This window comes from Lysobacter sp. (assembly GCA_013141175.1).
GTDB lineage: Bacteria > Pseudomonadota > Gammaproteobacteria > Xanthomonadales > Xanthomonadaceae > Lysobacter_I.
The window spans coordinates 3,824,935-3,849,670 of sequence record JABFRN010000001.1; the positions used below are offsets into that span (position 1 = coordinate 3,824,935).

The window sequence follows — 24,736 nt, forward strand, 5'->3', positions numbered from 1 at the left end:
GTCTCTCTTCTGGACGCCGCGTATCGGTCAGCGGACTTCTTGGATGAAGGGCAGATTGGCGTTGACGTACTTGTCCTTCAGCAGGAACTTCCGCAGATCGCCGCTGAAGAACTTGTAGTTCTCGTCCACGGAGACCATGTTGAGCAGGAAGTACGGAAACATGCCGCCCATTTCGGTGTCCTGGATCAGTTCGACTTCAACCTTTCCGTTCGCCAGCGGCGTGAACTGCCAGCGGTTGTGCATGCGCTCGATCCGCACCGCATCCGGGTTGTTGGGCAGGGTCGCCGGCGCGGCGAGCACGTCGAGCACCACGGTCTTCGTCACCGGATCCTGCGATACGACCGTGGTGAGCAGCAACTCGCGGTCGTCGAAGGGAAACGGGAAATCGAGGCGCCACATGTCCAGGTCGTAACCCTTGACCGGGTCGAACTCCTTCAGGCGCGTGAAATCGACGCATTCGGGGAACCAGTCCTTGCAGGTCTGCAGGTTGTCGTCGACGATGTGCATGGCCGTCAGTTGGCTCAGCTTGTAGTCTCCCACCATCACGGCCTTCACCTTGATGGTGCGATCGCCCGGTGCCTTGAAGGTATAGGACTTCACGCCATTTTCTTCCTTGACCAGTTCCCACTGGTTCGAGCCGGACATCTTCCATGTCCAGTCCGCGATCAGGCACAGGCCGACGAAAACGACGAACCCGGTCCGCAGTTTCCGCCAGATGCCGCGGCTGCGCTTGACCGGTTGCGCCGTGACGGCATCCGCTGCGGTTGGGGTCGAATCGTTCGTGGCCATGCGTGTCGCTCCTGAAAGGTGAAGATCAAAGGGTGTTGCTGTCGCCCGTGGCTGCCGTCGCGCCGCGCATCGGCCGTGCGCGGAATCACGTCCGCGCGGCCGTGCGGAGCCTCGCGGTCAGCCGGCCAGTGCGACGGGTTCGGTGGATTGCGCGCGCACCGTTTCGGTGGTCGCGGACGCCTGCAGCAGGTGCTTCGCCAGGTATTTCGCCAGGCACACCAGGGTCAGCGTCGGGGCGACCCGCGATTCGGCCGGGATCAGCGAACCGTCGCACACGTGCAGGTTGCGGATCCGGGTCTGCAGGCCGGCGTCGACGTCCCGGGTGAGGCTGAGCGTGCCGAACGCACCGCCGGTCATCATCGGGGTGGTGAACATCGACGTCACGCCGGCCCGGGTCATGATGCCCTTGGCCGCCGCGAGTCCGCTCTGCAGGCATTCGAGCGAGTGCGCGTCGATGTCCTTGAAATAGCGGCCTTCCGCCGACAGTCCGCCGCCGACGGTGTCGTGCGCCTTGACCATGATCGCGACGTGCTGTCCGTAGGCGCGCATGCGCCAGGGGCGGAACGACTGGACCATGCCCATGTTGAAGTAGAAGCGGTGCACGTTGGCGTCGAGCAGGCGGGTGCCGTCCTCGAGCGTTGCGCCCATCGTGCCCGCGAAGCAGTTCGTGCCGCGCAGGCCGGGCACGCTGCCGATCACCGCGAGGCTGGGATCGATGAAATAGCCGCCGGACACCGCCTCCTCGAAGCCGCTCTTGCGCAGGATGACCGGGGTCGCGAGCGATCCGGCGCTCACGATGATCTTGTGCGCGAAGAAGCGCGCGATGCGCGAACGGAACGGTGCGGTCGTGATCCTGCATTCGACGCCCACTGCGGTCCCGTTCTCGATCAGGATGCGCTCGACGACAGCCTCGCACTGCAGTTCGGCGCCGTTGCGCAGCGCGTCTTCAACGAAAGCGACGGCCTTCCATTTCGAGCCGTAATCGTACGCGCCGTCGGACTTGCCGTGGTCGATCAGCATCCGGTTCTTGGTCCACGCGTGGCCCTCCGCGAGCGCGGCATCGCGCAGGCGCAAGGTCTGCGGGCTCAGCATCTCGTCCGGCGTTTCCGCCAGCGGCAGCTCGCGCTGCGCCTCGACATAAGCGTCGTCGAGGTCGATGCCCGCCGCGCGGAACGTTTCCAGCGGCGGATCGTCGGCCACCGCCAGATACATCGCAGTGGAGCCGCCAGCGGCGAACACCCGTGGATCCTTGAGCTTGTGCGCGACTTTCACCTCATTGAGGATCGAGGCGATTCCCCACACCGTCTCCTTGAGCGGGCGATGCTCGCCACGCTCGAGCATGAGCACGCGCTGGCCCTTGGCGCTCAGTTCGCGAGCGAGCGTCGCACCGGCCGAGCCGGTGCCGATGATGAGACAGTCGTAGACGTTGCCGTCGACAGGCGGGTTCATGGGATTGCGATCCAGTGCTGTGATGTGTGGAAAACGCGGAACCGTCCAAGCGCACGCGCCTGGACGGCGCGACCGTCACTTCCTGATGTAGCCGCGATACTTGGCCATCATCCGTTCGCGATAAGCGAAGTCGGTCAGCGAGCGCTGGCTGAGGAACTCGTCGTCGATGTCGACGTTGAGCTTCGTTCCACGCTCGTCCCACATGGTGATGCGCTTGCTGAAGAGATTGTTCATCGACCCCTTCGTCACGATCCAGGTCCCGTCGATGCGCTCGACGTTCAACGCGGTCCGTTGCTTGTAGTGCCTGCCCGAGCGGTCGTACAGGTCTTCCTTCAGCAGGATCGAGCGTTCCTTGTCCACCCAGACGACGATCTTGCTGTAGTACGAGCGGGTGCGGCGATACGCGGTCGGCGTCAACTCGATCATCCACGCCTGGCGGCCACGGACGGTCTCCTGGCCGAGCAGGCGGTACGTGTAGTCCTTGATCCGCCTGACGTCGGCGTCCTCGGTCGACAGTTCGGAACCGAACAGCGCGCCGCTCTCGTTGCTGTCGCTGACCGACACGATGCGCTTGACCTTGGCCAGCGCGGGCAGGTAGATCCAGAAGTCCGAATCCTTCTCGTCCTCGGCGTAGCTGTAGGAGAGCGTGGACGTCCCCTTTTCGTTCACCGGTTCGATGATCACGTCGAACGCCTTGTTGCTGCGGTCGGGAAGGCCCTTGACGTCATAGCCCCGATGCACGCTCTCGACCTTGATCACGCGCGGCTTTTCCCGGCACGACAATTTCCCGTCCGTGATGTTGTAACGGCAGGTCGTGAACTGCATCACCCGGATCGAAGACATGTAGCTGTGGTTCGCCGCTTGGTCCGCCTTGACGATGATCTGGCGCGCGTCCTGGGCGATCGCGGGGGATGCGATCGCCAGCAGCGCGGTAGCGAACAGGATCCTTGCGTGTTTCATCGTGCACTCTCCTCGACGGCCGCAGGCACGGCCTTGGCTTTGCTCTTGAAGGCCAACAGCAGCGCGGGCAGCAGGAACAGGTCGTTCAGCAGGCCCATGAAGATGGCCAGTGCGCCGAACTTGCCCATGTTGGACGTGCCCGCCGAATCGGCCAGGGACATGATGCCGAAGCCCAGGCCCAGGATCAGCGAGGTGAAGACCACGCTCTGGCCGGATTCGGACATGGTCCGCCGGAGCGCGGCATTGACGTCGCCATCCTTGCCCAGCTGGCGCTGGTACTGCGAGATGAAGTGCACGGTGTCGTCGATCGAGATGCCGATGATGATCGGCGCGAGCATCATCGTGTAGAAATCCAGCGTGATCCCGCTCAGGCCCAGCAGGCCGAGAGTCAGCGTGGCCGGGATGAGATTCGGGATGAGCGCGATCAGGCCCACCTTCACCGACCCGAACACCAGCAGCAGGATGATGCTGACCGCCGCGATCGCGATACCGAAGGTGATCGCCTGGTTCTGGGTCAGATACTGCGATGCCTGCATCGCCAGCGCGAACACGCCGGTGATCTCGACTTCGGCCTTCGGATACTTGGTCTTCAGCTTGACCATCATCTGGTCGATGTCCGCGCGCATCTGCTGGAGCACGCTGTAGTACTCGTAGGAACCGTAGCTGTGCAGGGCGACCCTGATGTTCGCGTTGCGGTAGTTGTCGTCCACCAGGCGCTGGCGTTCGCTCGGGTCGGCGCTGTTGAACAGGTACAGGGTCTGCGACAGCACTTCGCGCGTGTCGGGGATCAGGTAGTGGTCCTTGCCGCCGCCGTTGAGCTTCTGGTTCGCGTCCTTGGTCACGTCGGCCAGTGAGTTGGTCATGACCACGTACTTCTTGTACTTGGACTCGAAGGTCTTCTGCAGCTCCTCCATCGCCTTCAGCACTTCCGGATCCTGCAGCGCGAAGTCCTCCTTGAAGTCGAGGTACACCACCATGCTGTAGGCGCCCATCATGTGCTTGTCGGCCACTTCGACGCTCTGGACGAAGGTCGAATCCGCCGGGTACTGGTCGAGGATCTGGGTGTCGACCTTGACCTGGGTCGCGCCGTAGATGCAGAAGGCGAACAACAGCATGAACGGCACGATGAAGGCGGCCGGCCGCTTCTCGACCATCGGCACGACCTTCTCGAGCTGGCGCTTGAGGACCGGCATCATGTCCAGCCGGCGCTTGCGCGCGGCCTTCTCGGGCTTGATCGTCTTCGGTACGGTCGGCCAGATGTCGACGAGGATCGGCAGCAGGTAGATCGAGAGCAGCAGCGCGAACAGGATGCCCAGCGTGGACATGATCGCGAAGTTCTGGATCGGCACGACCGGCGTGATGTTCAGCGCCATGGTGCCGACCATGTTGGTGAAGCCGGTCAGCAGCAGGGCCACGCCGGTATAGCGATAGGTCTTGCGCAGCGCGTCCTGGTGGTCGATGCCCTCTTCCTTGCGCATGTAGGTGTAGCCGGTGAGCATGTGCACGGCATCGGCGATGCCCACCGTGAGGATCAGCAGCAGGGTCAGGATCAGGAAGCCGGTGACGGTCAGGCCGGCGATGCCGGCGATGCCGAGCGTGAACACCGTGCTCAGGATCACGATCAGGATCGACCAGACCACCGCGGACGCGGAACGGAACAGGAACCACAGCAGCACGATGATGATCAGCAGCGCGGCCATGTAGAGGTTGCCCATCTCCTCGGCCATTTTCAGGTCGTGCTCGGCCGCAGCGGTGTTGCCGACCGCGTAGTAATCCAGGTGCTTGGTGTACTCCGGCTTGTAGATGATCTTCTTCACTTCCTCGTACAGCGCGTAGTACTCGGTCATGTCGGTCGGCTTGAATTCGACCGGTTTGTCTTCGACGACCACTGCGGCCGGATCATCGATGGAAATATCCACGTCCTCGGACACGCCGCCGGCTTCCACCGGAATGGCGCCGAAGTTGGTCTCGACGTTGATGCCGCCGTACTTGTGGTCGCGCGAGAAGTACTGCAGCGGGAACTGCTTCTGCGAATCGGCGAGGGCCCTGATCGCGGCCAGGGCTTCCGGCGAGGACGGCACCTTGCTGCCGACCAGCGGACGCGAGGACAGCACGTCGCCTTCCGCCGTGAGCACCGGCGCGGTCACCAAGGTGTTGACCTTGACGATGTGCTCGAGCGCGGACTGCTCGCCGGGCTTCAGCTTGGACTTGAAGTTGATCAGCTCCTGCTGGATCCCGCTCACCGCTTCGAGCGAGGCCTGCGAGAAGACGTCGCCATCCTTCGGCTTGTAGATGATGTACAGCCCGTCCTCGCTGCCGAACTCGGCGTGGAACTTGTTGAACGCGATGAGGGTCGGGTCGTCCTTGGCGAACCAGCCTTCGATGGTCATGTCCATCTTCAGCCTGGACAGGCCGAACACGCTCAGCGCCAGGAACCCGAGGAACGCGGTCAACACCAACCATCGCCTGCGGCGCAGCAGGTCGGGGATGTTCCCGAAGTGCTGTGCGAGTCGATCTACGATTTTCTGTCGCACTGACATGGATTACGCTCCTGTTGAAGAAGAAGTTTGTGATTCCGGGTTCGCGTCGCCCGAGAAGATGCCGGCGATGCGGGCGCTGGCGTCCTTGCCGACGATGGATAGATGGTCGGTATCGATGCCGATGCATGCAGCGGTCTTGGTCAGGTACCGGTTCCATCCGAGATCGACGGGATCGTCGCCGCCTCCCGCGGTCGCTCTCACGACCACGGTCCGGATCGGTTTCCTGATCTTCGTCGGCTTGTAGCGCCGGCAGGCCTCGTCGTTGGCGAGCGCGAAGGTGTAGGTCGCGACGAACTGCTCCCTGGATATCCCGAAGCCGTTGTCCTGCATCAGTGCGTAAAGATGATCGGCGCGTTCGGCTTCCGGAACCCTGGCGAATGCATCCATGTCGAGGCCGCGCTCCCCGCCCAATGCCGGAATCAGATCGGCGAAGACATGGGCGATATCGTCGGTGGTATCGCGGCCCTTCAACGTGGGGCAGCGCTGGTCGATCAGGACCAGGTGGCCGATCCGGACATTCTTCTCGGTCAGCTTCCGCGCCATCTCGAAGGCGACGACCGCGCCGTTCGAGTAGCCCAGCAGATCGACCGTCCCCGTGTTCCGCATCGCGGACATCGCCTCGATGTATGCGTCGGCCATCTCGCCGACGGTGCGCAGGGGTTCGCGTCTTCCGTCGAGTCCGACCGCCTCGAACGCGAACATCGGCCGTACGCCGGCCAGGCTCTGGCTGAGCGTCCGCAGCGAGAACACGCTGCCGTCGGCGCCCGGCACCGCGAAGATCGGCGTCCCCGTTGCCTGCGTCTGCATCGGCACGATCAGGCTGCCGGAGGCCGCTTCACGGCTGAGGAACCAGGTCTCGATCTCGTCGTTCTTCTTCGCCGCGGCTTTCGGCTTCGGCGCGTCGACCGCGCTGGCGGCGCCATCCGCGCGCAGTACGCGGATGCGTTCGACCTTCGCGGAATGGGCGCTGGCGAGATGGTCGGCGAGCGAGCGGATGTCCTTGAACTTGAATACGACGCTCGGTGCGATGTTCTCGGAGAGCAGATCGATCAATCGCTGGATCAAGCCCGCCATGCCGATGGAATCGAAACCCAGCGAAAGGAAATCGAGATCGGCGTCGACGTCGCCGGGCGCACGGCCCAGCAGGCGCGCGGTCTCCAGGGTCATGAACAGGATGAGCTTGTCCTCGCCGTCGAGCGTGGTGTCCTCCTCGCCGCCGGCGGCGTCCGTGCCGACGACAAAGCGCCACTCTCCAGCGGCGGGCGCGGGTTCTTCGCGTGGCGCAGGCGCCGACGCCTTCGCGGGCGGCGGCGGCGTCGCACCGATCGGAGGCGCATCCGCGGCGTCGCCGAAATCCAGCCAGTAGCGCTGTTTCGCGAACGGATACTGCGGCACGTCGATCAGGCGCGGTGGCCTTTGCGCCTGGCGCCGACGCGCGGGCACGATCGCGTTCCAATAGCTGTCCCATGGCATGTCGATGCCGCTGGTCCACAGCAGCGCGATTTCCTTGAGCTGGCCGGCGCGGAGGTTTTCCAGGAGCTTGCTCTCACCGATTTGCGACTGGATCACATCGAAGATGCGCCCGTTCCCGTCGGGCTTGACGCTGCCCACGAACACCGGGCCATTGCCTTCGGACGGCCTGCCCTCGGCGAGCAGCTTCCTGGCCCGCGACAGCGCCTCGTTCAGTTCCTTCACGCTGGATGCCACCAGTGCGACCCGATGCTCCATCGGCTCCATGGCCAATTGCGTGGTGTATGCCAGATCCTCCAGATCGGCCGCTTCGATGCCGGCACGCACGCGGTCGGCGTAGGCGTGCAGATAGTCCAGCAGCGAATCGCGCGTGCGCGCGGAGAACACGAACAACTGCGCGCCCTGCCCCGCTGGTAGCGCTTCGTGCGGCTGGCGATATTCCTCGAACACCAGGTGCACGTTCACGCCGCTGTCGGAGAACGAGTTCACGCAGGCGCGGATCGGTTCGTCGTGGCGACGCAGTTCCTCGAACGGCAGCGCACGGTCGGCGATATACAGCGGATGCGAGCTGGATTCGATGTCGATGAAGGCGCTGAGCTTGTGTTTGGTGATGGTGGCCGGGAAGCGCCCGTGGTGCAGGGAAAGCGCGACCTTGATCGCGCTGGCCACGCCACTGGCCGGCTCGACATGGCCGATATTGCCCTTGATGCTTCCGAGCGCGCAGTACTTGCCGTCGGCGGCGGCATGCTGGAACGCATTCCGGATGCCCTCGAACTCGAACGAATCGCCCCATTTCGTGGCGTATCCATCGACTTCGATATAGCGCACCGAATTCGGCGCAATCGAATGCTTCTCGTAGCATTCGGCGATCACCTGGGTGATCGCCTCGTGCTTGATTTCCGAGGTGAAGGCGGCACGACCGCGATTGCTCTGGTAGGTGGCGGCAACCTTGGCGAAGACGCGGTTGTTGTCGCGCTCCGCGTCGTCCAGGCGCCTGAGCACCAGCAGGCCCAAGCCTTCGCCGCGGGTGAACCCATTCGCTTCGTCGTCGAAAACCGCGCAGCGGCCGTCCGGCGAAAGCAGGCCGTAGCGGGCGATCGCCGCATAGTCGTCGGCAAACAGATTGAGCGAAACGCCACCGCAGATCGCGATATCGCATTCGCCCTGCGCCAGCGCGACGCAGGCGCGATGGATGGCCAGGCCGGAGGACGCGCAACTGGCGTTCACCACTTCGCTCGGGCCCTTGAAATCGAACAGGAACGAGATGCGATTGGCGAGATAGTAAATCGGGCTGGACGAACTGAACGCAGGCGCTGCGGGAATGCGATGCAGGTTCCTGCGCATGTGGTGCTCGTATTCCGAGTACTCGTAGCCCAGGAACAGCCCGGTGCGAGAACCGCGAAGCTTGTCGGCGCGAAGGCCCGCGTGCTGCAGCGCATGGTAGACCGACTGCATCATCAGTCGCTCCTGCGGGTCGCACATGCGGGCTTCGTCCTCGCTCAGGCCGAAGAAGCCGGCGTCGAACAGATCGACCTCTTCGACGCGCGCGCCCCAGCGCTGCGCGGCGAGCGCTTCCGCACTCTGCGCGCCGCCCCAGCGGTCGCCGTCCAGCGGTTTGATCGAACTGCGTTGTTCGGACAGATTGCGCCACAGCGCATCGGGCGTGGTGGCATCGGCGAAGGCGCATGCCATGCCGATCACCGCGATGTCCGGCGCGCCGGCCTGCACCCGCGATGCGCCGACCCGCCCGGGATCCTCGGCGTCGTCCCCGGCCAACCCGTAATAATGGGAGAGCGCATCGGCATGGTGCTCCAGCAGATGGTCGACCAGCGCATCCTCCGACGCGAAGCGTTCGCCATGCAGGTCCACGCCGTACTCGTCGCGGACGAATCGGAGCAGGCGCGCGACGACATCGTCTTCGTCACGCGCCCGCACCGGGCGGCGGCGTGCGGCAACGGCGACCGCGCCACGGGCCGGCGCAGATGCCGGCCTGGGCGTTGGCGCCGCCACCGGTGACGGCGTCTTCGCGGCGGGCGCGACGACTGCCGCGCTGGAGGACTCTCCGATCGCGGCGGCCAACTCGCGGATGGAATTCACGGCGGTCAATTGCGCGGGCGTGATCGAAATCTTCAGCCGCTTGCTCAGGTTGGTCATCAACTCGATCGCGATGATCGAGTCCATGCCGAAAGAATCGAAGTCCGCGTCGACATCGAGGCGCTCGACGGGAATTTTCAGCGTGGAAGCCACCGTTTCGACGATGGTATCCAGCAGGGTGGGTTCCGCGACGGCGCTCATTTCGCACTCCATGTTCTTGTGTCGATGTCGGGTCGGCGGGCGGCAGCGCCCGCAGGCGTCGGTTGCAGCCGCGCGCTGCGGCTGTCGAAGGCACGGATTGCAATCCGGGTGTCGACTTCCTTCGACGGAGTCTTGCTCGAAACATCTTCAAAAGAGATGCGCATGACGCGATCCATACGGCTGTCCTTAAAATTGGTACTGATATCTGATCACGAACTGTTTCTGGTCCCGATACGGCCATGTGCCGCTGCGTTCGTCGCGTTCGTCCGGATAGAAGAATTCGAAGTATACCGTCGAGTTATCGTCGATCAGATAGGAGCTCAGGAATTTGTGCTGGAAGCTGGTGTAGGGCCTGGTGTAGATGGTCAGCCAGCTCAGGGTCAGGTCGTTGTTGAAGAACTGGTTGCTCAGCGAACCGACGAGCGAATACTCGTCCTGCTCGCGCCCGAGGATCGTGCCGCGCCAATCGAGCAGGCGGCTCCAGACCACCTCTGCGCTGTAGGTCAACGGGCGACCGCCTGGCGAGTAATCGAAGCCCAGGCTCGAGTCCAGCTGATCGCTTTCGACGATCGAGAATTCGCCGGCGACGGCGGACTGCGCGAAAAAGGCACGCGGCTTCTTCAGCGCGATTTCGGCCCTGTACAGCAGATTGTCCCTGGCGATGTTCGCGGTCAGGCCATACATCTGGAACCGCTGCTTGCGGATGAGATAGTCGTTGTCGATGAGCGACGCCGCCATCAGGCTGAAGTCGCTCTTGCCGAAGGTGCGTTTCCAGCGCAGGCCGTACTCGAAATCGCCGGGATCGCTCCAGCGTTGCCGTGGCTTCGGGGTGAGGAAGGCACCGGGTATGTCGTATTCGGTTCCGGCCTTCGGGTACTCGTTGTAGGCCGGGCGGGGAACGAAGAAAGCGGTCCATTCGCCGACAGAACTGAACTGGTCGACGGTCAGCATCGGTTGTCCGATACGGGATTCTTCCAGCGAGACGAAAAAGAATTCGGACGTATTCCGTGGGCTGACCTCATCGGTGATCGCGCCGCCTTCGGAGACGCCCCAGGGCAGGATCTGATAGCCGAGGCGGACGCTGGTTTCGCCGAAGCTGCTCTGCAGGAAGGCTTCGCGGGTGATCGTGTCGAACAGGACGCTCTTGTCTTCCGCCTTGGCGCGATGATCGTTGCCCCAATGCATGTTGAGCTTGGTATCCAGGCGCACGAAATACTTGTCGGCGAACAGCTTGGAGTACTCCACCCGCACCGACGAGCGGTTGTTCACCACGCGCACGGGATCTTCGAATTTGTAGGAAACCTCGTGCTTCAGGCTGACGCGCATCGATGCCAGGAGTTCGGCGAACCTGCTGTTCCGGACATCGTCGGAAGGCATGTCGATGCCGCCCTCGATGGGCGATGCATCGGTGCCCTGCTCTGCCGGCTGTGACTCGTCGTAGGTGAGCGTATCCGGCAAGAGATCCTGCGTCTCCGTGTCGCCTCCTGTCGTGTCCTGCACGATGACAGGATCCCCGGTGACGGCTGGCGTATCGGTCTTCGCCTCGATGTCGCCGACGGTTGCGTCACCGATGTCCGCATCGTCGATGACAGCGTCGCCGATGACCGCCGGCGCTTTGGACGCGTCTACGGCATCGCCGCCGATCGCTGGCGCTCCCGGCTCCTGGGCGTGCGCGGAAAATGCGACACCCAGCATGAGCGCCGACGACAGCACGGTCTTCAACGGCCATGCGGATCGCGGCGGGCAATGGAGACGCGGCGGATGCGGGAATCGCGCCTGCGGGAAAATCGTCGTCATTCAATAGATCTCGTCGAGCATGTCTCGGAACTCGAAACTTGCGGATCGTTGTGACGCCTCGTTGGTCGTAAAGGTTCCCGTCGATTCGTAGATGGACCCCAGCAGGCCTTCGAATTCCTCATTGCGCATACGCTGGATATCGGCGTATGCGGGGCAGTCGAATCTCAGGCCCTTGATCCTGATCATCACGCGGCCATCGGGGTCGATGATGTCGACATCCATGGCGAGTCGTTCGTCCTTCCCGCCTGCCCCGCGCGCCATCCGCACCCAGATGCTGCCCTTCCGGCCGGCTCCCGGGAAAAACTGCACGCGATCCAGTGAGACGATCGTCGCGGCAGAGGACGTCGTGAATGCATCCGTCATCAGGCTGAGGCACGACAGATGCGCGAGCGACAGCAGCGACGCGGAATCCAGTTCGTCGCGGACCGTCGAATCCGCATCGCCCGCACGCGCCGGCAGCTGGAATTCAAGCAACTGCTGGCTGTCGCCGAGATGGCAGGCCTCGATACCCCGGGGCAAGCGCTCGCGGGTCCATCCGCTGCGCGCCAATGCGTCGTGGAAAGCGGTGCTGTCGCGGCCCTCATCGCGGAACTGCTTCTTCAACTGGAACAGGTCGATGCGGTTGGGCTCCTCGCCCGTGTCGTAGCTCGCTGTTCCCTCGCACACCAGCAGCTCGGATGCCTGCGCATCCATCCCGGCGCCGGCGCTGAGAATCTCGAAATCAACGGCTTTGCCGGCCAATGGGTAGACATTGACCTTGATCCTGCCGCCCTCCGACAGAGGGACGTCCTGCTCCCAGTTCAATGACCGCAGTTCCATCCGCGTCGGGCCGGATTCGCGGGCCAGCGATTCCTGTATCGCCAAGCGCGCCATCTCGACCGACAGCAGCTCCGGCAAACCCGCCGGCGAAGGCACGAAGGCGTCGCGCATCGGTTTTTCGAGACCGCTGAGATCGGAAACGAAGGACTGCTGGCCGAATACCGAGACGTTGCGATGCAGCAGCGCATGCACCGTCGCCTGCGTGCCCGCTGCAGCGTTCTGCTTCTGCGCGCTGGTGTTGAACCAGTAGCGCTCGCGCGCGAAGGCGTATGTCGGCAGCGAGCAGCGCCGCACGTCCTGCCCGGCATGCATGGATTTCCAGTCGGGCTCCTGGCCTTTCAGCCAGACGTCGAGCAGCGACGACAGATCGCGGTCGCGCAGCCACTGCTTCATCGTTCCGGCGTCGGTGGTGCCGATATCGGCCTTGCGGCGGACGCTGGCCAGCTTCACGTTCGCGCCTGCGGCATCGCCGCCGACGTAAGCGCGCAGGCGATCGATCAGTTCGTCCTTGCTGTCGACGATCAGGCCCATGCGCTCGGGCATCACATCGCGCCCGATCTGCAGCGTGTAGGCGACGTCCGCGAGGTTGATCCGCTCTTCCTTGTCGAGATGGGCGAGCAGGCGTTCGGCGTTGGCGCGCAGGCGATCCTCATGCTTGGCCGAGACCAGGATGAGATACGGGCCCTTCGGGCTCTGGCGCAGCGTAGCGTCCGTGTCCGGATACTCTTCGAGCACGATGTGCACATTCGCGCCGCCGAAGCCGAAGGAGCTGATGCCCGCCCGGCGGGGATACGGCGTGCCGTTGTCGTCGAGGATCACGTCCCACGGCTTGGTCTTTTCGACCGGATAGAACGGCGTGTTGTCGAGATTGATGTACGGGTTCAATTTCTCGAAGTGCAGCAGCGCCGGAATCTGCTTGTGCTTGATCGACAGCAGCACCTTGAGAATGCCGGCGATGCCCGCCGCGGTTTCGAGATGGCCGATATTGGTCTTCGCGGAGGTCAGGCCGATATGCGGCTTGGTCGGTACCGGCAACTGATGCTTGCGATAGAGGTCCGAGAACGCCTTTTTCATCGCCTGGAACTCGATCGGATCGCCGAGGCTCGTGCCGGTGCCATGGCACTCCAGGAAACCGACGCTGCGCGGGTCGATCTCGGCCTTTTCGTAGGCTTCGACGAGCAGATCGGCCTGCGCATTCGGATTCGGAGCGGTCAGCATCGTCGCCTTGCCGCCGTGATTCTCGGCCGTCGACTTGATCAATGCGTAGATGTGATCGCCATCGGCCATCGCCTTGTCGAGCGGCTTGATGAAGATCGCGCCCGAACCTTCGCCGCGCACGTAGCCGTTCGCGCGGGAATCGAAGGTTTTGCATTTGCCGTCGCTCGCCAGCATGCCTGCCGCGCCGAACGAGATGTGCCCGGCCGCCGTGAGCATCACCTGCACGCCGCCGACGATGGCCATTTCGCAGCTGCCGGTGTGGATCGATTCGATCGCGCGGTGCAGCGCCACCAGCGAACTCGAGCACGCAGTGTCCAACGGCGCGCTGGGTCCGTGCAGGTCCAGCAGGAATGAAATGCGGTTGACCAGGATCGCGTGCGAGGTGCCCGATGCCGAATAACCGTCGAGATCGGCCTGCTTCATCGCCATCAGGTCGATGTAGTCGCGCGTGGCGGCGCCGACGAACAGACCGGTTTTCGTGCCCGCGAGATCCGACACCTTGTGGCCGGAATCCTCGACGGCACCCCAGACGGTTTCCAGGAAGATGCGCTGCTGCGGGTCCATCATTTCCGCTTCGCGCGGCGAAATGCCCCAGAACAGCGGGTCGAACTTGTCGACCTCGCGCATGAAACCGCCCCACTTCGACAGCGTCTTGTTCTTCTCCACCATCGGGTCGCCGTAACACTCTTCCCAATCCCAGCGGTCCGCCGGCACCAGGGTGACCATGTTGTTTTCGGCGTTCCTCAACTTTTCCCAGAACTCATCGACGTTGTCCGCCTGCGGCATCACGCCGCTCATGCCGACGATCGCGATGGGCCGTTCGATGAAGCGACGCCCCGGGGAGAAACTGCCTCCGCTCCTGGCGACCGGCGCACCCGCCGTCTCGGGAGCGTCGTCGGGGCTCCACTTCTTCTTGAAGGCAAGCGGCGCTTCGAGCGCGATCGGCGCAGCGCCGGACGCTGGCGCCGCGGACGGGCCGGCGGTGGCGGAAGCCGCCGACTGCCCATGCACGCGTTCGATCTCGTCGCGATGCTCGCGAGCGAGGTACTTGGCGATTTCGCGGATGTTCGGATACTCGAAGAACAGCACCGGCGTGATGTCGAGGCCGTACTTTTCGTTCACCACGTTGCTGAAGGACGTCAGCCCGATCGAGTCGAAACCGAGATCCAGCAGGATGGTGTCCAGGTCGACATCGTCGGCATCCAGTTTCAGGAAATCCATGACGATGAGCGACAGCGCGTTCTGCGCCACCAGCGCCAGATCGTCGCCTTCCACCGCAGCGGTCGCGGCCACGGCCGTCGACGTGGACGTGGCCGCGGCCGGCGTCGCATCGACAGGCTTTTCGACATCGACTGCGCCAATGCCCCATGCGCGCTCGACCTTCTCCTTGACGCCCTGCACCACGGCCAGATGCGGCAGGTCGCCGTGCAATCCAAGCATCAGCGCCTGGATTCCGACCTCGCGTTCGAGCGGCTTGATACCGAGATTGCGCTCGAAGAACAGCGCGGTCTGCTCGTCGAGACGCATGCCGCCTTCGGCCCAGATCGACCAGTTCACGCTGAGCGCCTTGCCTTGCCTCAGGCCGCGATCCGCATACGCGTTGCGATGGGCGGCGAACGCATCCATGAAGTGGTTCGCGAACGAATAATCGCTCTGCCCGGCATTGCCGGCGAGTGCCGCCAGCGACGAGAACATCGCGAAGAAATCCAGCGGTTCGTTTCGCGTCGCTTCGTCCAGCAACAGCGTGCCGAGGATCTTCGGCGCGAACACCGCCTGCATTTCATCCCGCGTCTTGTTGCGGATATAGGAATCGCGCAGCACGCCGGCGCTGTGGATGATGCCGTTCAGGGCGCCATAGCGCTGCTTGCAGGTCAGCACGAGGTTGTCGATATCTTCGCGCTTGGCGACATCGGCCTGCACGTAGAGCACCTCGGCGCCCGCTTGCCGCAGCGCCTCCAGCGCCGCTTCGGTATCGCTCTTCAGCGCGCTGCGCCCGGTCAGGATCAGGCGCGCCTGGAACTGCTTCGCCAGATACTCGGCGAAGATCAGACCCAGGCCACCCGCGCCACCGGTGATGAGGTAGGCGCCGCGATGCTTGATCGGCACGTCGGCGACCGCGGCCGGCGGCGCGGGACAGGATTCGATCCTCCGCAGGTAACGCCGACCGTCGTGGTAACGGACGCCAAGCGCCTTGGTTTCGTGCATGAACTCGTTCGCGAGCGCCGCAACGACACCGGCATCGAAAGCCGGTTCAGGCTGCAGGAACTCGATGATCTTGCACGACAGTTTCGGGCTCTCGGCACGCAATATCGTCGCGAAGCCCTGGATCGCGTCGTTGTGCGGCTGCGATTCGTCGGGAGTGCTGAAATACAGGTAATTGAGGCGCACATCGTTTTCGGCCTTCTGGCCGACGATCGCCTGGCACAAATGTAGGAACGCATAGACGCCACGGTCCAGCGCTTGCACGGTCAGGTCGACGACAGGTTCGCCTCGATCGGCGATGACCGGCAGCGCGGACCATGCGAAACACACCTGCAGCGGCGTCTGGCAGGTGCCCTGGAGCGAGGTCAGCAGCCGGACGAAATCCTCGCGTTCCCCGGCATTGACGCTGTAGCTACGATCGCCCAGTTGCTTGAAGCCATCGCCCGGGAAGACCGATACCAGCACCGTCTTGTCGTCGCCGCGCGCCGTCAATTGCGCGCTGTACGCGTCGCTGCTGGCCGCATCGGGTGCGAACAGTACGACGGTCTGCGGCGCGCTTCCCGCAGCGGTGGCGGTCAGCGTGGACACATGCCAATACGTACCGAAGTACAGCGTCGAGAATACGTCGGTGCTTTCGGCGGCCGGTGCTTTCGCGGGCCCGCTCTGTCCGGGCTTCTCGTGCACATCCAGCAGCGGTACGCCGACCGAATCGCGCACCTTGACCAGCACCTTGCCGTGCTCGTCGACGATCAGCACATTCATCTTCGACAGATTCGAAGACGTCTTCTTCTCTTCCTTCGCCTCGGTGATGTAGCTGTAACAGACCGGCGTCAGCGGATGGAGGATTTCGACCTCGCCCAGCGAATACGGCACGAACATCTCGCCGCCGGCATCCGCCAGACGCGCGCCCATGGCGGCCTGGAACGAAGAGTCGACCAGCGAAGGATGCAGTACGAACTCTTCGAAACGCATGCCCGACAGCGTCGGGATCTTCAGCGCGCCGAGCACTTCGAAGCCGACGTTCGGATTGCGATAGACCTCCTGCAGCGCCTGGAAGGTGGGTCCGAGATCCAATCCCAACGTCTTGAACGACGGGTACGCACGCTCGCCATCGAGCACTTTGTCGCAGCGCCCGCGTATCGCTTCGATATCGATGTATTCGTCTTCCGCCAGGCCGTCCTGTGCACTGGCGTAGTGCAGTTTGCCCTGGCAATACAGCTGCTTGCGGCTGCCTTCCCGTTCGCTGAACACTTCGAAGAACACGGCGTCGCCGGCCGGCTTCAATTCAATGAAGACTTCATTGGGGACGGCGTTCTGCACCGTCAGCGGGCTGACCCAGATGATGTTCTTGATCTTCTGTACTTTGCGCCCTGCCGCGATCTCGCCGGCCTTGCGCGCGAAATCGAGATAGGCGACGCCAGGAAGCGTCGGAATATCCGAGACCAGATGGTCGTAGATGAAGAATTCCTGGTCGGTGAACAGCTTGCGGAACAGCTGGCGCTCGAAGGTCGATTCGTTGCTGTCGATGAGCGGATGCAGCGCATGGCCTGCCGTACGTCCCGCGAGCGCGGACGTGAGTTCACCCATGTCGGCGGATTCGAGCCAATGGCGCTTGTCGGCGAAGGGATAGGTCGGCAGCGAAATGCGCCGCGCACCGGCGGTCGCCTGCATGCCGTGCCAATCCGAGACCAGGCCATCGATCCACAGCTGGGCCAGCTTCAGCGGGTCGCGGGACTGCGCGAGCAAGTCGATGAAGGCTTCCTTCTCCTTGCGGCTCAGCATCTTGGTGATGCCGTCGGCATTCCTCATGTGCCCGGAGACGATGTGGTCGTCGCGCGTATTGCCCAGGAAGTTCTGCAGCTTGTTGAGCAGTTGATCCATGCTGTCGGCGAGGATCGCGACCCTGTGATCGAACGATTTCCGGCCGACCTGCAGGGTGAATGCGATGTCGTCGAAATGCGGCGCGGACTCGCTGTCGCGATGCTTCTCGATGAAGGACTTGAGTCGGACCGCCACCTGTCGCAGTTGCTCTTCGTTGCGCGCTGAAAGCGGGAATATGCGCAGGCCGCCCTGCACCGGTCTTGCCGCGACCGTGGCCGCCGCATCGTCGCGGGCTTCGAGGATGACGTGCGCATTCGAGCCACCGGCACCGAACGAGCTGATCCCGGCGCGCAACGGTTGCCGGACGCCATCGACCTGTTTCGGCTGCCACGGTTCGACCGACTGCTGCACGACGAAAGGCGAATGCGCGAAATCGATGAACTCGTTGATCTGCTGCGAATGCAGCGAAGGCACCAGCTGCCTGTGCCGCATCTGCAGCAGCACCTTGCACACGCCCGCGATGCCGGCCGCGGCTTCCAGATGGCCGATATTGGTCTTGATCGAACCGATCGCACAGCTTTGCAGCGCGACGCTGTCCCGCTCGAACGCCTGGTTCAGACCGGCGATTTCGATCGGATCGCCGAGCTCGGTGCCAGTGCCGTGCGCTTCGATATAACCGATGCTGCGGGCATCGATCCCGGCCTTGTTCAGCGCCGAAGTGACCACATCGCACTGCGCTTTCGAATTGGGCACCGCATAACCGCTGTTGCGACCGCCATGGCTGATCGCCGTGCTTTTGACCACCGCATAGATGTTGTCGTTGTCGCGCTGCGCGTGCGACAACGGCTTCAGCAGCAGCGCACCGACGCCCTCGCCCGGCACATAACCGCTGGCGCCACGGCCGAATGCGCGGCAGAAACCGTCGTCCGACAGCAGGCCACCGGCGACGGTGATTTCCTGCTTGCATTGATGGACATCCAGATTCACGCCACCGACGATGGCCGCCGCGCATTCGCCGAGCTGGATCGAATCGCAGGCAAGATGGATCGCGGTCAGGCTGGCCGAACACGCCGTATCCACCGCGATACTCGGGCCGGTGAAGTTCATGGAATACGAAACGCGGTTCGCGATGCTCCACATGAACGAGTTGGCGATCACCTTGTTGCCGGCGAGCCGCTCTTCCGCGCCCACCATCTGGTACATCGTCCAGACCGCACCGACGAACACACCGATGTGCCGTGCGCCCTGATCCTCGCTCTGGAACGCTTCCGGATAGTAGCCGGCATCCTCCAGCGCTTCCCACGTGACTTCCAGGAACAGGCGTTCCTGCGGATCGATCGTTTCGGCTTCGCGCGGGGAAATATTGAAGAACAGCGAATCGAAGCGGTCGATCTCGTCGATGAAACCGCCGCGATACCGCCCGAGCACATCGCGCTGCCGGCGGCGCTGATAGCGCGAATCCGGGATCTCGCTGATGCAGTCCCTGCCCTGCAGCAGGTTTTCCCACAATTCTTCGGTGTTCCTGGCCTTCGGGAAGCGCGCGGCCATGCCGACGATCGCGATCTCCGTGCCTCTGTCCAGGTCCCGATTCGCGCCGCTGCGCGCGAGGCCACCGCCGCCGTTCGCAACGGTGTTCACGGCTGCCGCTTTCGCTTCGCGAGGCGGTTCGCGGTCGGCGCTCGCGCGCGTGGCCGCCGTCGGCTGCGCCGATGCGGACGGGAAGAGATAACGATCGAGCCTGAACTTCGCGCCGAGATCGCCGATGCGGTCGTTGGCGCTGTCGATGGGGCAAAGATCGGGGATATCGACCCTGTTCGCGAAGGCTTCGATGAGCGAACCGCGCAATGCCTCGACATCCTCGCTCCTGAGCCCGACCGGGATCGCGAGGCGCACCAGCTGATTGAGGCTGGAATTCTGCTGCATGCCCACGCTGTGCGCGCCGGCACGGATGCCCGTCGCGAGATACAGCCAGGCAACGAAGGATGCGACCGGCGAGGCGAGCCCCTGGAACTCCGGCAGCTGTTTGACATCGATCAGCAGGCAATGGCCTCGCGCTGGACGCACGACCGGCACATTCCCCTCGATGAGCGATTGCCGCAGCGACTGCACCGCATCTACACGGCGACGCACCTGGGTTTCGATGAATTTCCGGTTCTGCAGCGAAAGCGCGACGCATTTCTTGTCGATCACGTCCAGCGCCTTGCCCTCGCGCTGCTGCAACGCCTGCAGTCTTTCATGCAGCGCCGGATCGTTGGTCGCGATCATGCCGCCCTTGTTGACGCAGAAATCCTTGGCCAGGCTGGTCACGACCGCATCGGCCTGGGACAGCAATTCCGTGGCGACCTGCCACAACGTGGCATCACGCCATTCCGGGTCGTTGTCGATGATCAGCAGCGCATTCTCGAGTACGCGGGTGCCATCGAGCACCAGCGGAATGCGATGCTGCTGCAGCAACGCCTTCACCTGCTTCAGGTGCGGCAGCGACACGGCACCGCCTCCGGCGGCATTGTCGGTCAGTTCGATGCAGACATAGGCGATCTCCGCCGCGTGCCTGTCGACTTCCGCCTGCAGCGCGGACATGTCCAGATTGCCTTTGTACGGCTCGTCCGAGTGCAGATCGAAGACCGCAGCGGTCGGCATTTCCTGCGGCGCGAAGCCCTTGTCGATCTGATGGAAAATCGTGCTGGGGAACAGCAGGTTCTGCGGCACCCGTCCCTTCTTCTCCCATGCCTGGCAGAAGATGTCTTCCGCCGCGCGACCGGACTGGGTCAGCGTGAAATGCTCGAACGGGAAGACCTGGCGCAGGCTGGCATTGACATCGATGGGGCGCTGCAACTGCGCGAACAGACTCGACATCTGCTTGTCGATGGCCGGCATGCGCAGCTGCGCCCACGAGTCCGTCTTAAGGTCGAAAACGACATCGTCCGTGGCGAGATTCTGCGGATTGAACCCGGCCTCCAGCAATGCTTGGGAGCGTGCATTGCCTTCGATGAGTGCAGCCGTGGACGCTCGGGCGGGCGTTGTCGTCGCAGCGTGCTGCGCAACAGCCGGTCCAGCCGATGCCGTTCCTGCGCTCGAATCATCCATCGGCGCATCATCGACCTGGGACGCCGACGGATCGGCGATCATCATGATGATGTCGATGACATTGTCCGCCTTGCCCGCATCCGCGGCGCGGCACAGGAAGATGTTCTTGTTCTCCGGACGGAACTTGTTCTTGAACTGCAGATTGCCGGCATCGTTGAAAATGTTCTGCTGGCGCAATTCGTCGAGGATCTTCTCGACTTCGGGATCGGCGGTCGGCGAATCGCCGAGCTTGACCCCATACGTACCGCCGAGGCTGAAGAGACCGCAGCCTTCGGCGATCAGCGTTTCGATGATGTTGACGATGGCGAATTCCAGGCCGCCGAGCGGCATGTCCGCCCCGTAGAATTCCAGATCCATCAGATAGCCGCTGCCACCGGCCGCCACCGGCGATATCAGAATCACGTTCTGCATCGCATCGTCGACATACGTCAGGAATATCCGGTGTTCGCGATCGAGCGTGCCGGCGAGGATCTCGGCTTTGACGATATGGATCAGCGGATTCACCATGGTGCGCGAGCCGCACCATTGATCGATGATCGCCGCGATGTTTTCCGCTTTCCGTGGGTCGCTGCCGCAGATGTATTCCTCGGTGCGGCAGGCGCCGGCCTTGGAGAATTTCGAGACCTGGTAGCGCAGCCGCCGCATCGCCTGTCCTTCAAGCGTGAAGGACGGCAGATCGACGACGCGCTGCATCACGCCGAAGGGCGTCGCCGTGAACGTCTTGTCGCCGATCGCAGGCAAGGGCTGTTCCGCGAACAGGTTGAATTGCAGGTCGTTCCGGGCGCAGTAACGGAAAAGCTGTCCGGCGAGCGGCAGGAAGTCGTCCTCCGGCCCGGTGTAACCGTAGGCGAGCAGGATGCCCTTGCCCTTGCCGCAGTTGAAAAAGCCGCGCTTCTCGTCGCCGAAAAACAGCAACGGCGCGATCATCAGGGTGCCGCGCGATACCGACGACTCGTTCTTGTACTGGTGGAAGATCTCCTCGCGGCGCTGGCGAAGCGCCGGGTATCTGTCCAGATGCCTGTGCGCGACCAGCGCCGGAGTCGCTTCGGGCGGCGCGATCGTCGGCACGGCCTGCGGCTGCGGAACCGCTGCGACCGCGGCCGGAATACCGGACGGCTCGGCTCTCGCGCCCTGCGACGCGGGCGCGCCCGCAGGATCGCCCCCGAACTTCTGCATCAACACATCCAGGTGCTTCTTGACGAAATACTGCGCGAGATCGCGGACATTGAAGTTCTCGAACAGCAGGGTTTTCGGCAATGTGCCGAAGTCCTGTTCGAGCCGCTTCAGTATCTTCAGCACATGAAACGAATTGACGCCCATTTCGCCGAACGGTGTCTGCGCATCGAACATGACTTCCGTGTCCGCTGCTCCACTGATCAGCGACTTCAGGTAGTTCTCAGTCAGCTCTTGCAAAATTTCGTGGTCCATCACCGTTCGTCTCTTCTAATTCAAGGTTATGCAGAATGGGAAATCAGGCGGATCAGCGACAGCGCAAGCGGCAGGCCGTCCTGCGGATGGCGCGAGGATGAATTCCAGCATGGGTCGCGTCGAGATACGGAAAAGCGCTCATGAGTATTCCCGTATATCGGTTTCGATCTTGACGATGGTGCCCTGGGCGACAGCGACCAGCATCGACTCCTGGCCGCGCACGACGTACACCTTGCATTCGCATACCGCCTGCCGCAGCGCGAACGACAGCACCGTGGATTTCGCGACGAGCAGATCGCCGATGCTCGGCATCACGTAGTTGATCTTGAATTCCGAGGTGACGCAGTGGCCGAGCACGGTCGCGCCGGCGAAGGTCAGGCAATTGTCGGCGAGGTAACTCACGACGCCGCCATGCACATAGCCATAGCTCTGTTTGAAATCCTCGCGGATCCGCAGCGCCAGCTCGGCATAACCCTGGGACAGGTCGCACAATTCGGTACCCAGCAACCGACTGAACGGCTGCGATACCAGCACTTGCTGTCCTTTTTCGAAAAAATCGCTCACTGTCCATTTCCCGCCAGGTTATGCGCTGCGCACATCGGTCAAGCCTCCGCAGCGCAGGGCATTGCCGAAAGTCCGGTTGTCCCTGCCGAATGGGTTGACCACGTCGCTGAACACGGAAGCCGTCTGCGCAGGCAGCAGATATTTCACGAACGTAGCCAGCGTGCCGCTGGGGCCAACATCGAGAAAACAGCAATCCCCCTGGCGCAACAGCGACTGCACGGTCGTATCGAAAGCGATCGGGTGACGGGACAGCGACCAGAAATGCCGAGGCCAAAGGCCGGTGTCGAATCGCGAATCCCTCGTCGAGCCGTCGAAACTGGAGATGCACGGCACCTGGAGCGGCTGGAAATCGATGCCCTGGGCCAGTTCGAGCATCCTGCCTTCGATCGGTTGCACCATTTCGGTATGGAATCCGAAATTGACCGCCAGCAACTGATGGACGACATTGTCGTCCAGCATGGCCTCGCGCAAGGACTGGATCGCGGGCACCGACCCCGTGACGACGACATGGCGGTCGAAATTGCGCGCGGTAAGCCAGCAGCCATCGAACAGGTGGGCATAGCGGGTTTCGACGGACGGCACGTCGAGAACCGCGAGCATTCTCGCCGGCGGGCATTCCGCCTCGATCAGTTTCGCGTAATCGACGATGAACCGTATGCCCTGCTCCAGGGTCAACGCGCCGCCGACCACCGCCGCGCTGAACTCGCCAAGGCTGTAACCGAGCAGATAGTCGGGCTTGACGCCCGCCTCGATCAGTACGCGCGCAAGGCTGAATTCGAAGCACAACAGCGCAGGATTGGTATACAGCAGGCGATCGAAGGGCTTGCTCTTGTCGCCGTCGCCGTACAGGACGTCGCACAGCGAGCGTCCGATCATCGGCTGTGCGATTTCGTCGCAGTGATCCATCCACATCCGGAATCGCGGGTGGCTGTGATACAGCTCCCGGCCCATTTGATAGTACTGGGAGCTTTGTCCGGAGAACATGAATACGACAGGGAGGCGCATGACGATCCTATGCCGCCGCGATTTCGTCGAGATCGAAATAGCCGTTGTAGCCTTCCATATAGACGGCGGCACGATGACCGAAGAGCTCGACGGCGGACGTGCGGGTGGTCAGTTCGCCGTAATCCATCACCAGCGATTTGACCTTGGTACCGACCGGATGGCGTTTGTTCCACGCCGATACCTTCTGCTCCGCCAGAGCGAAACGATTATCGGACGGCGCGGCAGCGCCGGCTTCCGTACGCGCATCCGTCCCGGGCGCCGCGACCGCGACCGCAGGCGCGATGCTGGCGACCGCCGGCGGCGTCTCCGTCTTCTGGACGGCGGGCGCGGCCTTCTCGGCGGCTTTCGCGAGTTGACGCTTGATGTTCGCGATCATTTTCGTCAGGACATCGCCATGCCCCAGTTCCAGGAATTCCATCTGGTCGGAGATCTTGAGCAGGGATTGAATCGTGTCGCTCCACAGCACCGTGCTGCTGATCTGTTTCGACAGATAGTCGACGACGGCGCCTTTCGGGTACGGCTTCGCCGTCAGGTTGGCCATGACCGGAATCTTCGGGTCGGCGAACTTGCGCTTCTTGAGGAAACTCTCGAACTTGCTCTGCGCGGGTTTCATCAGCCTTGAATGGAACGCGCCACTGGTGTTCAGCGGCACGAACATGACGTTGTCGAACTGGAAAATGTTCTGGCTCGCCGCGATCTCATCGGCCGGTCCGGAAATGACGATCTGCAGCGGCGCATTGTAGTTGGCGATATCGACGTTCTTGAATCCGTTTTCCTTCAGCAATGTTTCAACCTGTCCGCGAGTCGCGTTCAGGATCGCCGCCATCGCGCCGTCGGTCGCCTGGCTCATCAGCTCGCCGCGCTTCTTGACGAGTTTCAACCCGGTTTCGAAATCGAAACATTCGGCGGCGAGCAGCGCATTGAACTCGCCCAGGCTGTGGCCTGCGACGTAGTCCGGCGTCTCGCCCGCCTGCTGGATCTGCTTGTAGTACGAAAGCGCATTGACGACATACAGCGCCGGTTGCGTGAACTGGGTATTCTTGAGTTCCTTGTTGGGATCGCTCAGGCACAGTTCCTTGATCGAATAGCCGAGGATCTTGTCGGCCTTGTCGGTCAGCTCCGGAAACTCATCGAACAGGCTGCCGCCCATGCCGCGCGCCTGCGAGCCTTGCCCGGGGAACATATAGGTTTTCATCGAATTCTCCAGCATTGTTGGTGTTTACGAGCCTGGCGGCTTCGTCAACGACAGAATGGATGCGCGGGCGTCCCGATGCCCATGGTCATGTCCTCGG

The 24,736-nt window shown here is 62.9% G+C and carries 11 protein-coding genes; all 11 read right to left on the reverse strand.

The features are described 5' to 3' along the window. Positions 1-27: 27 nt before the first annotated feature. Positions 28-789 carry a hypothetical protein gene (locus HOP03_16845; protein NOT89826.1) on the reverse strand — a complete coding sequence of 254 codons (762 nt, stop codon included), beginning with the start codon at positions 787-789 and terminating at the stop codon, positions 28-30. Positions 790-906: 117 nt separating this feature from the next. Then, positions 907-2,238, reverse strand: coding sequence for a GMC family oxidoreductase (locus HOP03_16850; GenBank protein NOT89827.1), 1,332 nt, complete (start codon positions 2,236-2,238; stop codon positions 907-909). Between the two features lie 75 nt (positions 2,239-2,313). After that, positions 2,314-3,198, reverse strand: coding sequence for an outer membrane lipoprotein-sorting protein (locus HOP03_16855; protein ID NOT89828.1), 885 nt, complete (start codon positions 3,196-3,198; stop codon positions 2,314-2,316). Beyond that, positions 3,195-5,738 (reverse strand): MMPL family transporter, encoded by a 2,544-nt coding sequence (locus HOP03_16860; GenBank protein ID NOT89829.1) that lies wholly within the window; start codon positions 5,736-5,738, stop codon positions 3,195-3,197. The genes HOP03_16855 and HOP03_16860 overlap by 4 nt, the downstream gene beginning before the upstream one ends. Positions 5,739-5,741: 3 nt before the next feature. Continuing rightward, positions 5,742-9,503 (reverse strand): hypothetical protein, encoded by a 3,762-nt coding sequence (locus HOP03_16865; protein ID NOT89830.1) that lies wholly within the window; start codon positions 9,501-9,503, stop codon positions 5,742-5,744. After that, on the reverse strand, positions 9,500-9,679 hold the full coding sequence (locus HOP03_16870; GenBank protein ID NOT89831.1) for a hypothetical protein: 180 nt from the start codon (positions 9,677-9,679) through the stop codon (positions 9,500-9,502). The genes HOP03_16865 and HOP03_16870 overlap by 4 nt, the downstream gene beginning before the upstream one ends. Positions 9,680-9,689: 10 nt before the next feature. Further along, on the reverse strand, positions 9,690-11,300 hold the full coding sequence (locus tag HOP03_16875) for a hypothetical protein (protein ID NOT89832.1): 1,611 nt from the start codon (positions 11,298-11,300) through the stop codon (positions 9,690-9,692). Further along, positions 11,301-21,875 (reverse strand): SDR family NAD(P)-dependent oxidoreductase, encoded by a 10,575-nt coding sequence (locus HOP03_16880; protein ID NOT89833.1) that lies wholly within the window; start codon positions 21,873-21,875, stop codon positions 11,301-11,303. A 138-nt stretch (positions 21,876-22,013) separates the two neighbouring features. Beyond that, positions 22,014-22,439 (reverse strand): PaaI family thioesterase, encoded by a 426-nt coding sequence (locus HOP03_16885; GenBank protein ID NOT89834.1) that lies wholly within the window; start codon positions 22,437-22,439, stop codon positions 22,014-22,016. Positions 22,440-22,457: 18 nt separating this feature from the next. Next, entirely contained in the window at positions 22,458-23,444 is a 987-nt protein-coding gene (locus HOP03_16890; GenBank protein NOT89835.1) for an acyltransferase domain-containing protein, read from the reverse strand. A 7-nt stretch (positions 23,445-23,451) separates the two neighbouring features. Continuing rightward, complete coding sequence (fabD, locus tag HOP03_16895; GenBank protein ID NOT89836.1) at positions 23,452-24,639, reverse strand: ACP S-malonyltransferase; 1,188 nt, start codon at positions 24,637-24,639, stop codon at positions 23,452-23,454. Positions 24,640-24,736: the final 97 nt, after the last annotated feature.